The following is a 13,056-nucleotide window of genomic DNA, read 5'->3' on the forward strand; positions in this document are numbered from 1 at the left end:
AAGTTCCTGGGTGGGTTCAAAGAGCATGCCCTTATTCGGGAGAGCTACCTTAATCATAGTTTAGCGTACACTTCTTCGAGGGTGAGACCTTTTTCTGCCATCATGCAGGCAACATAGTAGAGCACCTGGGACAGTTCCAGAGCCTGGTCGTCGCGAGTTTCGTAACGAGCGGCCATCCAGCTTTCGCCGGCTTCTTCAACCAGCTTCTTGCCGATGCCGTGTGCACCCTTCTTGAAAAGTTCAGTGGTGCTCTTGCCTTCGGGCATGGTTCTCTTGCGTTCGCAAACCAGCGCGTAGATTTCTTCAAATGTCATAATTGACCTCGTTTAGATTTTTATACGAGGTACAAGATAGAAAAATGGTGGCGACGGCAATGTGGCCCTGCTTTAGAATAGCATGGATATTGCGGCGCCTTTGTATTCGTCATAAAATAAGGGTGCAATGACGAATTGAAGGCTACTTGAAGAACTGCCGTGGGCGCCTTTTCTTGAGGATTTTTCCTTGTAGAAACTGTTGCCGATGTACCAGCCGATGGATGCTCCCATAAGAACCCCTGCCACGGCGTCGGAGAACCAGTGTGCTTCTCCCTTGGCGCCGAGAACCATGCTTGTTGCGACGTAGCCTGCGAAAAGGCTGCAACCTGCAATAACCCAGGGATTGTCCTGATGATAGCTGGCAATGCTCATGGCGAGGGCGGCATTTGTCATGGAGTGTCCTGAGGGCCAGCCGTAAAAAACACCTCGCCTGAAAAATCCCCACTTAAAATCTTGTGAAAGAGCCTTGGAATTTTCCTCGGCGTTGGGATGGGCTCTGCCTGAAATCGCTTTCAAAATATTGTTGTAAAGGAAGGCGACTGCGGTAGCCTGGGCCGCTACTGCTCCGGTGTTGTTCAATGTTTTATTTTTGCTGAAGAAGTACATGTATCCAGGAACGAGAATGGGGAAAAATGTCCCCATCATCATGCCCGGGGTAAACGCTATGTTAAAAGCAAGCCCAGATTGCCTTGCTGCAAATTTTGCAACACTCAAGTCTATGTCATTTGTTGACAGTAAATAGGTAGCGCCACCACCAACAGCGTGAAACGCCAAAGGCCAGCCGAATGCACTCCACAACATATTATGTCCAAGATGGTCGAAAGGTGAAAGTTCTTTTTCGGTGCTGGATATTGTTGCAACAGAGTTTTTGGTTGTACTATCTAAGACGGCAGTGGAATCCTCTTGCCCGTTTGCAAAAGTCGCTAAAGCTAAAATGATGAGTGCGGGGAGGATGTGTCGCATTTATTTGTCCGTATTCTAATGGTAAAAGTAATATATTTGTTTCTATGAAGTTGATTGCGAAAATTGCTGCTGTTGTTATTTGCCTTTGCGTGGCTGCTTTTATTTTGTTGCGAGGATTTCAGGAACCCGTTTCCGAGCCGTCCTCTGCGAAAAGAAGTTTGAATTTGTTCGAAACTGCCGATAGTGCGGATTTCATGATTGTCTACGCCGTGGGCCTTGGTGAAGTAAAACGTATGAGAACCATTGACGGCCGCCTCTATCGAAACTTTGTGCAATTACTCCGCACTAACCGTATGCAAGAAAATCTTCAGGATACTTTTGCAACAGAATGTAAGACTGGTGTTCGCATCGATTTTTATAAGGATTCCACTCTTATTGAAGAATTTCGCTTTGCGGATCGCATTGGTCGTGAAAATGTTCCGGGTGTTTGGATTCCGCGAAAACTTGCAAAGATTAACAAGTTCTTGAAGGATAATGGAGCTCAATTCGTTGCTTGCAAATCTGTTGTTGAAAATAATGGTGTTGACGTGCTTGATCAAGCGCTTGCTGAAGGCAAAAGACCAGTGCTTACTATGCCGAAGTTTGGTGCAAATCGTAAGTCTAGAAAAAATGCGGAACGTGATTCCTCTAGGGATAGCGTGGCTCGTGTTGCCGTAGGCCTCTCCAGGCTAGACTCTTCCGTGGAGGGAACGACGCAGGCTGCCTTGTCCCTTCTGGATGAAATGATTACGCCTCGGGATACTGCGGTGGGTGTGCCCTTGAAGGTCTTGATCGAAAAAGTGGACGGCGCCGAGATTTACGCCAGCTTGGATTCTTTGGGAAATAGTCTGGATGTTGTGACGTTGACGAAGGATCAGCTGGATGAATTGAAGTCCATCCTTGGTTGCGAAAGACTGGAAACCTTTGAATCCGGTGGCCGCGTGATACTTCCTCAAAAGTTGAAAATTGTCCTGCAGGCTGGCGGGGAAACTGTGCTGGAACTACTGAGTCCCAGTTTGAAATTCAACTACTTTGCCAAGAAGACTCGGGATGAAAAGGGCAATCTTGACTTTGAAGGAGTGTGGCTTCCGCAAAATCCCGAAACCCTAAAATCCCTCTTTTTCTATATTTGTGCCGGAATTACAAGGTGAATAAATGATGAATAAGTTTATGAAGACCGCTCTCGTCTCTGCCGCAGTGGTGGCTGCCGGCTCTGCCCTGGTTGCCTGCGCCACGCAGAATTTGGTTGTGAAAAACCTGGAAAATTTCCAGAATAAAACGGGCGTTATTGGCGTGTTCCGTCAGCCGGCCTTCTATTGTGAAGACAATATTGCCCATTATGTCAAACTTGGTGATTCAACCATTGTGGTAAAGCCTGGCTTTAGCAAGGAACAGGACAACTTGTTCTATAGCCCGATGCAGCCTGGTACTGCAATGCTTTATTCTTATGAATACACATGTGCTGGCGAAGAAACCAAGCTGACTCTTGATACTTCTGACAATGGCAAGCGTGCTTTCCCCGTTGCAGTCAAGATTCCTGAACAGGGCTTCTGCAAAATTGTGATTTCCTTCCTGGAAAATGATAAGCTGTTTTACCATGATGAAGATCTTCTGGTTGACCACTTTGAAAGAAATCAGGTTGCAATTTCAGCCAATAGCATTCCGTACTGCGATGTGATCGATACCAAGGGCAATACAGTTTCCTTTGTGAACAAGGATTCCCTGAATATGGCAAAGTATGAAGCCGCTGTGAAGGCCGCTGCAAACTTGACCAGCGACGATATTGAACCGCTGGTTTCTATCGGTCCTCATGCGGATTACGCTGCCATGAGTGGTGACAACACCCAGGTGATTCTGGTGGCTTGGCACAATGACCCGGATAAGTTCAAGGATGGTGAAATGGTGACCTTGAAGGATGAAGTCCTCTGGGCCTATACCGATAAGGAATTCGTGAAGTGGTATAACGAGAATTTCGATAAGGTGAAAAACTGGAATCTGCGCTTGAAGCAACTCTTGGGTAAGTCTCCGGAATTTCCGGCAACACACTTCACGGTGTTCTGGGCCGAAGTCAAGGATCTGTACCGTCCGGCAAATATTCCCGATGTGGCAAGCAGCATGATGAGTGCTGAATTCACTGAAAACTTTGAAAGTGATGATGCAGAAAAGGCTAAGTGGTTCAAGAATTGGTTCGACGAAACCAAGGCCAAGGCCTATGCTGGCGAAGGTGGCTTCCCTTGGACTCGTCTGGGCTACACCTATGACTGGGGCCGCACCGATGGTGGAAAGTATGGTCTTTCCGAGTTCATCGTTCGCGAAGGCGCTCAGATCGATGTGAAGTTTACTCGTGGTACCAAGGCCTTTATCAACTGGCTGAACGACCGCAGCAACAATCGATAGAAACCTGCGAAAATCGCCCGCGATTCATTGGGCGTTCTAAAAAATTATTGCTTTACGAGGACCCGCCACAGCTGCTGGCGGGCTTCTTTGTACTTACGTTCAAAGGCCGTTTCGGGAGTTGCGGGGTCGAAGGCTTCGCAAACGATATCGGCGATGTTGTAAGCAAGTGTGTCGCCGTGTGACGTTTCTCCGCAAACGATGCGGGCGGCCGCTGCAAATTCCCTGGCGTAGATTTCCCAGTTGGTTCTAAGTTCTGTTACTGGGCTTAGAGCCATGAGGGTAGGGAAGATGGGGTGAAGGTGAAAACGTCTGCCGGCTTCGCTTTCCTTCGGCCACGGGTTCGGGTAAAAGACTGCGTGATGAACGACGTTCCAACGGCCGGCCTGGACTTCTTCCAAAGCGAGCCTCCAAAAATCCAGAAGCTCTGCGCGGACCCAGAAGGCGTTCTGGGGAACGGCCAGGTCAACGGAAGGTTCGGAAGTTGTTCCAGGGAGTTGCTCCAACTGATGAATATTGCCCGCCTTATTTAAACGCATGGCGGATTTGTCGATACCGATGACAGGAATGCCTGGGAAACGTTTTGCCAGATGCAGGGTGCTTTCTCCAGCACCGCAGCCTGAGTCTAGCACAAGGGTCAGCGGTTGGTTGGCTGTGTTGCCAGCTTCGCCGCCGAATTCCTTGTAATGGCACTGTGCGACGAACTGCTTTGCTTGTTCAAAAGCTTCTCGTGTATGGTCAGCGATAGGGCGCAAAAAACGGGTCGCAATGTACTTGCGAACCGTTTCATCTAAATGCTTGTAGAGATCGTCTTGGTTAGACGTTACCGCATGGACTGCGTTGGAGTTTTTGGTATTGGCCGCCTGTTTGTCGGCCATTACTTTTTCCAAGGCTCGGTCTGCCAAATGCTGTTGCGATCGGCGTCAATCAGTTCTACGTCGTCAATCCAGAGGTCTGTATTGCCTACAATTTCCCAGGAGAGAAGGGTGACGCATTTCAGGCTGCCGGCTCTTTCGTCCACAATCTCACTCAAATCGATGGTCTGGGTAGTCCATTCTTCCTTGAGGGTAAGGTTGCTTGTTGCAAACTTACCGTCAAAGTCCTTTGTCTTGTGGGTTTCATCGACAAGGATGAAGTTCAAGTTGCCAGAACCCTTGGCCTTGAACCGAACTGCGCTTGCAGAGCTCAAGTCATAACAAATGGACTTGTCATTGCTTCCAATGGCGAAGCCTGTGTTGGCCCACTGCCATCCTGTTCTTTCACCTTTTTCGTCAAAGTCCATGGCTTTGAGGGAGTCGTAGTCGAAAACCAGATGGAGTGCGGTGTTTCCGTCTTCGTCCTTTGTCATGCTGGGGACTTCTTCTTTGCCAGAGGCACCCTTGATCATCTGGGAACCCTCGGTAACAACTACGGACTTGCTGTGAGAAACGTACCACCAACCGCCTTCGCTTGGTCCGAAGTACATAGGTGCGAAACGATGCTGGTTGTCACCGTCTTCAAAGTCGTCTAGCAGCAGGGACTTGCTTTCGTTTGCGAAGGTGCCTGCGGTTGCCTTATGGCCGGCCTCTACCAGCACATAGCTGCTGGCAGTGTCTGTGTCTGCAGACTTAGGAATGAACACCAAGTCCAAGTGACCTGCGGGCAGGGAATCTAACTGGAACTTGCCGTTCTTGACAGGTGCGGAGTGGTTTAAACCACGGACCTTGATGGTGCCTTCACCCTTCACATCGCCGCTAACGGAAACGGTTTTTGCGAGGTTGTTCTTGCCAAGATCGAGTTTTTCGCTGTCCTTGGAAACATTCATTTGCAGGGCGTTGCCATCCAGGGCAGCTTCAAGGATATATTCTCCCTTTGCCACATCATTGAAGGAAACCTTGCCGTCCTTGTCGGTTTCGGCAGTGTAGGAACCTTCGTTGTCCAGTTCCTGGCGTGGGGTGAGACGAACCTTGGCAAGAGCCGCGGGTTGTGCGTCTGCAGTCAAAATCTGTGCGGTAATAGCGTTGCCGGCTTCGGTACCGGAGGGGCCGCCGCCTGCTACGTTAGTGTCAGAACATGCTGAAAGACCAAGACCGAAGGCCATGGCTGTCAAGGAGAACCCTGTTGCAAGGGCTGATGTCCTGATTGACTTGAGCATGCTTGAAAGATATAAATTTTCTTTTGAAAAATTCATCATTCCCCCTTTTTAGGCGGTTCAGAACCTGTACAGGGGTCATCCACCTTGTTGGAGAGGGGGAACATGGCGATATTTAGCGCGTAGACGCGGTCGGCGCGTTCGCTCTTGCGGGCAAATTGCAGCAAACCACGACGAAATTCTTCGATACGGTGGCGAATTTCCGGCAAGTCGGATTCGTCGGCGGTAAACACCACGCTGGAAATGTCACGATCCTCGGGCTTGTGGCGGTCCAAGGATTCCAAAGCCAGTTCCATGGTATGCCTATGGAAATCGCGGACGGCAGAGCTCTTGACTTCGCCGCCGGTGCTGATGATCTGGTCGGTGATGTTCCAACCGCCGTTGCCGTCGGGAACCACAAGGCCCAGCTGCTTCATGACGCCAAGGGCGTTGCGGGCCTCATCCTGGGAGATGGCGGGAGTCAGGTTGGAACCCAGCTTGCTAATGTCGCTGGTGTCCTTGGTAATGCCGATGAGGGCGCGAAGGGCTGCGCAGGCCCAGCTTCCGAAGTAGGAAAGTTCCGGTGTAGAAAGCACGCGGGTTTCCAGGGAGCGCAGTTCCATAAGGCGGTAGTACAGCTCGGAAAGAGCCTGCTTTGCCTTGGTCTTGTTAAAACGGTAAAGGGTCTTGAAGTATTCGGCGCGACGGTCGTCCAAGCCGCAAAGGCGAATGAACACCGGCAGGGTGCTTTCGTTCAGATGGCCTTCCTTCTGGAATACGCGGACCAGCCAGGCGGGGTCAACGCCGGTTTTTTGTCCAAGGTAACGGTATGAGGTAAAAGGGTTGTCCTTCTTTGTTTCGACAAACCAATCCCTCAAAAATTCGCGGTATTCTAGGTATTCTAATACTTCAGGCATATCTATAATTTATATACCTAAAGATAAAAAAATGTTACAAAGCGTTGTGGGCGTTGAAGTTCCGTTGCCTAATTTACAACAGTAAATCTCAACGCCCCTTTTTCGGAGCGTATTTTGAGGGATTTCTGCGAAAACAGGTTACTAAAATCCCTTCAAGGCTGTGCTTAGTAACCCTTTTATTAGTTTATTCGCTCTGTTTGCAGAGAAAAAGGTTACTAAAGTAGGGTGGAAAATCGGTTTAGTAACCTAGTTGACTAGCTTTTCCTATGAATTAGTGAAAATTTTACTGAAATATTCAAAAATGGGGTTACTAAATCAGTGTGAAATTACCGTTTAGCATCCCATTTTCGTGTTTTTGGTGAAATCAATGACTGCAAATACGGGATTTTGCGGTAAAAGAATCTCTGCGGGGGTGATTGACGTCATGCATTTATAGCTCTATACCTGTTTCGCGCTCGGTGACAGTACAGCAGGCAGCCTTGAAAGTCTCGGGAGAGGCTATGATTGTTACCGATTCCTTTGCACGGGTGACTCCGGTATAAAGGATTTGATTGGTGAGCAAGGGGTGACCCTTTTGCTTGGGCAAAAACATGGTCACGTGCTTATACTCGGAACCCTGGGACTTGTGAATGGTAATGGCAAAGGCGCTTTCGATGGCGTCCTCCGGTAAAACAGCCAGAGGATAGAACACATAGTTGTCTCGGACAATATTGCTGTCTTGTGGGGGAGCCTTTTTTAGCATCAAGTAGGGAGTGTGTTCGTCGAAGACCACAATGCCTGTGTCGCCGTTGTACAGCTTGTACATTTCCTGATTTTGGGTAATAATCAGGAACTGACCCGGGAAATAACCGGAATCTTGAATTGCTTGGGTGGTGAGTGTCCCTGCAGATTGAGAATCATTTTCTTGGTGGGATTTTTTCCAAAGGCTGTGGAGTTTACTGCATGCCTTCTTGTTCAGGTTTTCTACACCACGGGCGCCTCGGCGTTCCGCAGAAAGCATTCTCTGGGTAAGACTCAACTCCCAAAGCTCATCGCGAATTTCCGTTTCACCCGTTGTTACATTGGGGTGTATTTTTTCAGCCAGTTCGGACAGCCTTTTAAAATTCTGAACCCAATCGTTGACGATTTTTTCCACACGCTTTTCTTCAAGTTTCTTTGGAGTCTTGATTTCGCTTTCCGGTTCCAGTCGGTAATACGATACGAGATCCTTTGTTTTTACGTTGGATGTCGATGCGTATGACATGGTGTCGCCTTCGGTGCTGAGGGACGGGTGCAACAGAAAGTTGTGTGGCCTGAACTTGAGCTCGTCTTTCGTTTCTGCTACAGTCTTGATTTCGTGAGCTAGGCGTCCGATGAGGGAATCGTCTGTAAAGCGGTTGGAAATTTCCAACTTTACGGTAAAATTGCGGGTACTGTTTTTTGCCTTGAGAATTTCTCCAAGGACTGCGCCGGAATCTACGGACGGCAATTGGTACGGATCACCCAGAATGAAAATACGGGCGCCTTCGGGAATTGCCTGCAGAAGGGCTGCAAACATTTCGATGTCGATCATGCTGGCTTCATCAATAACAAAGATGGAGTTTTTGGAGAATTGTTCATCTTTATTATAATGGAAGTCTCCTTTTTCTCGGGAGAATTTCAGTAGGCGATGAATGGTGCTGCTTTCAAGGTCTTTCAATTTTTTGAAAATGCGTGCGCCGCTTTCACTTTCCTTGAAGGAATCTTCAATGGCTGAAAGTCCATCGGAAAGACTTTCTCGCATGCGGTCTGCGGCCTTGCCGCTGGGAGCCGCCAAGTAAATTGTCCAGTCCAGCATTTCGCTGTTAGATTGCAGCAGCTTCCAAAGGATGTACAGCACAACGGTGGTTTTGCCAGTGCCTGGTCCACCTGTAATAATCAAGTTTTCTGTAAGGCCGCGAAGGATGGCGGTTGCTTGCTGGTTGTTGATTAGGAATGGTTTTCCCTTAATAGGCTTGCGAATTTTGGAAATTTCTTGGATGCATTCCTGAATGGATTCGTCGCTGGGGGTGGATCCATTTTTGAACAGCTGGGCTGCCGCCTTTTCGATGTAGCATTTTGCATTGAAATGCTTGGCGAAATACAGGTAGGAAATTTCTCCTGTAGTAATGATGAACGGCTTGGAATATTCATCAGTATCCAAGGGCTCATTGCAGGATCGGTTTTCCGTAATTTCAGGAAAGTCCATGTTCAGAAGTTGCGTGGCGCCTGCTGTAACGATGTTTCCGAAATCTTCTGCTTTCGGAAAATCAGATTCGCTGACTTCTGTTTCTGACGTACTGATGTTCAGCTGGACAAGACCTTGCCATTTTCGGATCCACATCTCATTAAACAGATTTTCATCAAGAGGCAGACGTGTGTTGCCATCTCCGAGCAGAGAAAAACACAGCGCCAGAAATTTCTGGGTCGGCAAATCCATATCTGGCTGAATTTCAAACAATAAGTTTAGCAGGTGCTTGTCAATGGAGTTGATACCACGCAGGTCTTTCAATGCGTCGTAGAATTCGTTGAAGTTTTCGCTTTCGATAAAGTTCATCGTATAGTCTCCTACTTGCTCATCAGCTTCTTGATTTCGCCGTAGGCGTTTTTAAGATCGTCGTAGCTATTCCAGGTCTGGGCGTAGATGCCTCTGCCGCTACCGCCTAAGGTTCCGCGTACAAAGGCGTAATAGATGCCGCCGAAATGCTTTTGGAAGATTTCTTCTTCTGTCAGATTTTCCTGGGAGCCTTCGCCATAGAACTGCTTTAGCCATTGAATCAGGCAGTAGCTGTAAAGAACTCGCTGGATGGAATAATCGGCGTCCACACGTTCCTTTAATGCTGCAGGCGTGTAGCGGTTTTCCTCAAGTACGTCAGACTTCCAGTCCAAAATGCTGTAGCGCTTGTTGCCTTCTGCATCTTCACGTACGAACATCAAGTCAATGAAACCCTTGCAGAACTTGTGAAGATTTGCCGTAGGTTCATTGGTACCGTTGGATGCATCGCCACTTTGGATTTCGTTTGCATTCAAGTTGAACTGCATTTCTGCCTTGTGATCTGTCAGAGGAATTTCCGTGAGGGAGAAGGTGGCGCCTGTGGCTGCGTTTCCTTCAATGACGGGAAGTTTTGCGTTCAGCGTATTCCAAACGTAGCTGATGGCAATTTCAGTCCACGCATCCTTATGATTCCAGATGGGGAGGGATTCGTTCTTGAATTCTTCCTCAATGATGTTCTGACTCTTGGCGTCGTTTAGGGCACTTTCCAGAGTGGGCAAGGACTGCCCAATTTCGAAGAACCTTGCACGTTCAAAGACGTGATGGATGGCGTTACCCAGCTTGCTTCCGCGGGGGAACTTCTTTACGTTTTCTTCATAATGGCTCTGGTAATCTTGATTATCCTCGTAGGGCATGGAACAGTCCACGGCGTTTACGTCAATGCTCTTGATGGAAACTTTGTTCCTGCTTACGATTTCTGCATTGTCGTCGCGGTCATCGCCGTTCTGGTCCAGCGGTGAATCGTCTTCGTTACTGATGCCGTTGTCAGCCTTTCCCGAAAGAGAGGAATAGGAATACTGCATAATGCAGGCATGAGGAACTTGCTTTTGCAGAGATTCCATGGCAATCTTCTGTTCCTGAATTTTGATTTCTACATCTTGGATGGATTCTTGCTGGTTGTCATTTTCACTAAGAGGCAACAAGATGTTATTCTTGACCTGTTCCTTCTTTTCGCTGATACTCCATGCACTATCTGTTTCCAGAACGGTGAAGCATGGATAGCTCAGATTGTGACCGCCTTCATTGTCAACAATTTCGGCATTGTCGTAAAACTCATTGTGGGAATCGTACAGGAACTTGAATTCCTCCTTGACTCCAGTGACAACGCCAGTCTTTTTGTCCTTCTTTGTCCAGTTTTCATAACGGGGCAAAATCAAGATAGAAGAAGCGCGGGTAAAGTCAACGTAGAAAAGGCGCTTCCATTCTTCAAGTTCTTCTGCCTTGCGGGCATTTTTTGCATTTGGACCAAGACCCAGATGAATTCCATCATCGCCATGATATAGGAAAGGACCCTTGGAGGAGTTGTTGATGCCCTTGAATCCGGCTACGGAAATGACCACTGGGAATTCCAGACCCTTGGAGGCATGAATGGTCATAATTTGCACGGCGTCATAATCGGTACCTTTTTCCACCAGGCTTCCATCTTCATCGTCGGCGTCTTCACGGAATGCAGCAAGACCGTCAAGATGACGAACCAAATCTTCCAGAGAACAGTTGTGGCTATAAAGGAACTCAATAGCATAGTTTCCAATTTGACGCAACTTTGCAAGATTTTGCAGCTTGGAAATGTCCATAAGGCGCTGCTCAATTTGCGTGTCGCTGTAGATGCGTTCCAGCATTTCCGCGTAGCGGTGCTTAAGGGCCAAATCTCGCCATGCATTTAGGAGCTTGCGTTCGTGATTATTGGGATCGTCAAAGGTCTTGCTATCCACATAATGGAGCTCGTCCATGCTGTGGTCTTCAGAAGAATCTGCATCATTTTTCGTGAAAACGGTTTTGAAGAAATCCGTAATCAGAACTTCGCTTAAAAGCCTACGGTTCCATGCGGAAAAATCCGGTGCGTTGAGGGCGCGGAACAATGCAATCCATTCGGCGCATTCGCGACTATTGAAAAGGTTGCTGTCCTTGTAACGGCTGAAAGGTACACCGGCGTATCGAAGAGAATCTTCAATCTCTTCCATTTCGCTACGGGTACGTGCTAGAACAGCGAAGTCCTTGAAGGAAACATCACGATATTTGCGGCAATTCTTTTTGTCAAATACTTGCAGGCGAGTTTTGCCGTTTTCAAAGGAACACCAGTCTACAATTTTTGAAACGACGGTCCGGGCGAATTCCAGGCTGGAAATTTCATTTTTGCTCAACCAAATGGGGGCAATTTCCTTTCCGTTTACAGTTGGTGGAACTTTTTGCTGGCTTTGATTTGCAGGAGAACCCGAAGGCGTAAAGTCAACGAGCTTCTCTACTCCTTCTGCAGGGGTAAAGAAGGATCCTTTGAACAGTTCGTTACAACCTTCAATGATGCCTGTGGTAGAACGGAAGTTGTTGTTTAGGGATGTTCCGGACTTGATTTCCTGAACGGCAGCTTTATAGACGTTGACATCTGCGCCCTGGAAACTGTAGATGGACTGCTTAGGGTCGCCAACGACAAAGATCGAATGATCGGGAACGTTCAAAAATACCGTACGGAAAATATCCCATTGCAGTTTGTTGGTGTCCTGGAATTCGTCAATGATGGCGTAATTAAACTGCTGACGAAGTTTGTCCTTAAGGTTGTTGCTTTCGGTAATTGCCTTGTGGACAGAAAGAATCATGTCGTTAAAGGATTGACGCTTGTCATCCTTCTTTTGCTTCTGCCAATGGTCAAAAAGGATGGGGATTTGCTTGCAAAGGAAATCTTCGTAACGTGCGAAACTAAGAATGTCGTCTACGTTGCCTAAGAAGTCCTTGATATCCTTCAGAACATTAAAGTGGCTTTTCAGTCCTTCGCTAAAATAGCGTTCCTGGAATGATCTTCCGTTGAAAAGAGGCTTCTGGTTCCTTATCCAGGTTTTGATATCCTGTACAAAGTCTGCGGCTCTTGTTTCAGAACTAGCGGCGTCTTCGAAATATTTTAGCTCTTCCTCAAAGCCAGGGATGACTTTAAGATCTTCGAAGGTTTCTGCGCATGCGATTTTTTCAAGGGCTTCCAGGCTGATTTTGTAGCCATTGATTTCAGGAAGCGTGACTCCATCCAAAGGGATGATTTCGCCAGTCTTGCTGCTGCCTTTATAGCTGTTGATGGCGCCGACAAGAGTTCCTGCCAATTTATTTGCCAAGGATTCTGTCTTTTCATTTTTCAGAAGCTGTTGGAATTTTTCATCGTGAGCCCAAACGTCACGAATGTACTGTTCTACCAGAGTTGTGACGTTGGCATCATCAATCATGGCCATATCGAAAGGTCGGCCTGCATCATAAGCATATTCCTTCAATGATTTTTGGCAGAAGGAATGAATGGTAAAGATGGCTGCGTTATCTACGTCCTGGTTAGCTTTTGCGAAAAGGGATAGAATGTCCTTGGAAAGCTCCTGCTCGTTTTCGTCATCTTTATTAATCTTTTTGAATTCAAGAACTTCATTGATTTTCTTGCGGATACGATCCTTCAATTCTCCTGCGGCCTTTTCGGTGTAGGTCACGATGAGAATTTTCTTGAGGGGAGTTCCCTGGCTAATCAGCTTGGAAACCATGAGCTGAATGGTATAGGTCTTGCCTGTTCCGGCGGATGCTTCAATAAAGTGGCTGTGCCTCGGATCAAAATTTTTAAGATCAAAACTTTTTAATACTTCGCTCATT

General features: G+C 47.6%; 9 protein-coding genes. 2 read left to right on the forward strand and 7 right to left on the reverse strand.

The window, feature by feature from the left end:
* Nucleotides 1-53: 53 nt before the first annotated feature.
* Both hisE and MJZ25_11330 read right to left on the reverse strand, forming a co-directional pair.
* Nucleotides 54-314 (reverse strand): phosphoribosyl-ATP diphosphatase, encoded by a 261-nt coding sequence (gene hisE / locus MJZ25_11325; protein MCQ2124766.1) that lies wholly within the window; start codon nucleotides 312-314, stop codon nucleotides 54-56.
* Between the two features lie 72 nt (nucleotides 315-386).
* A complete protein-coding gene (locus MJZ25_11330; protein MCQ2124767.1) occupies nucleotides 387-1,277 on the reverse strand; it encodes a phosphatase PAP2 family protein in 891 nt (296 codons plus the stop codon).
* A gap of 44 nt (nucleotides 1,278-1,321) precedes the next feature.
* Between MJZ25_11330 and MJZ25_11335 the strand changes: the two genes are divergently transcribed.
* Both MJZ25_11335 and MJZ25_11340 read left to right on the forward strand, forming a co-directional pair.
* Nucleotides 1,322-2,407, forward strand: coding sequence for a hypothetical protein (locus MJZ25_11335; GenBank protein MCQ2124768.1), 1,086 nt, complete (start codon nucleotides 1,322-1,324; stop codon nucleotides 2,405-2,407).
* Between the two features lie 4 nt (nucleotides 2,408-2,411).
* Nucleotides 2,412-3,653 carry a hypothetical protein gene (locus MJZ25_11340; GenBank protein MCQ2124769.1) on the forward strand — a complete coding sequence of 414 codons (1,242 nt, stop codon included), beginning with the start codon at nucleotides 2,412-2,414 and terminating at the stop codon, nucleotides 3,651-3,653.
* 44 nt (nucleotides 3,654-3,697) lie between these two features.
* Here MJZ25_11340 and MJZ25_11345 read toward each other — a convergent pair whose 3' ends face one another.
* From MJZ25_11345 to MJZ25_11365, 5 genes are all read right to left on the reverse strand, one after another.
* On the reverse strand, nucleotides 3,698-4,528 hold the full coding sequence (locus MJZ25_11345) for a hypothetical protein (GenBank protein MCQ2124770.1): 831 nt from the start codon (nucleotides 4,526-4,528) through the stop codon (nucleotides 3,698-3,700).
* Nucleotides 4,528-5,784, reverse strand: coding sequence for a DUF4198 domain-containing protein (locus MJZ25_11350; GenBank protein MCQ2124771.1), 1,257 nt, complete (start codon nucleotides 5,782-5,784; stop codon nucleotides 4,528-4,530). The genes MJZ25_11345 and MJZ25_11350 overlap by 1 nt, the downstream gene beginning before the upstream one ends.
* 35 nt (nucleotides 5,785-5,819) lie before the next feature.
* Nucleotides 5,820-6,677, reverse strand: coding sequence for a TIGR02147 family protein (locus MJZ25_11355; GenBank protein ID MCQ2124772.1), 858 nt, complete (start codon nucleotides 6,675-6,677; stop codon nucleotides 5,820-5,822).
* 430 nt (nucleotides 6,678-7,107) lie between these two features.
* Nucleotides 7,108-9,231 (reverse strand): AAA family ATPase, encoded by a 2,124-nt coding sequence (locus MJZ25_11360; GenBank protein ID MCQ2124773.1) that lies wholly within the window; start codon nucleotides 9,229-9,231, stop codon nucleotides 7,108-7,110.
* Nucleotides 9,232-9,242: 11 nt separating this feature from the next.
* A complete protein-coding gene (locus MJZ25_11365) occupies nucleotides 9,243-13,055 on the reverse strand; it encodes a UvrD-helicase domain-containing protein (protein ID MCQ2124774.1) in 3,813 nt (1,270 codons plus the stop codon).
* Nucleotide 13,056: the final 1 nt, after the last annotated feature.

The sequence above is a fragment of the Fibrobacter sp. genome (assembly GCA_024399065.1).
In the GTDB taxonomy this organism is placed as follows: Bacteria; Fibrobacterota; Fibrobacteria; order Fibrobacterales; family Fibrobacteraceae; genus Fibrobacter.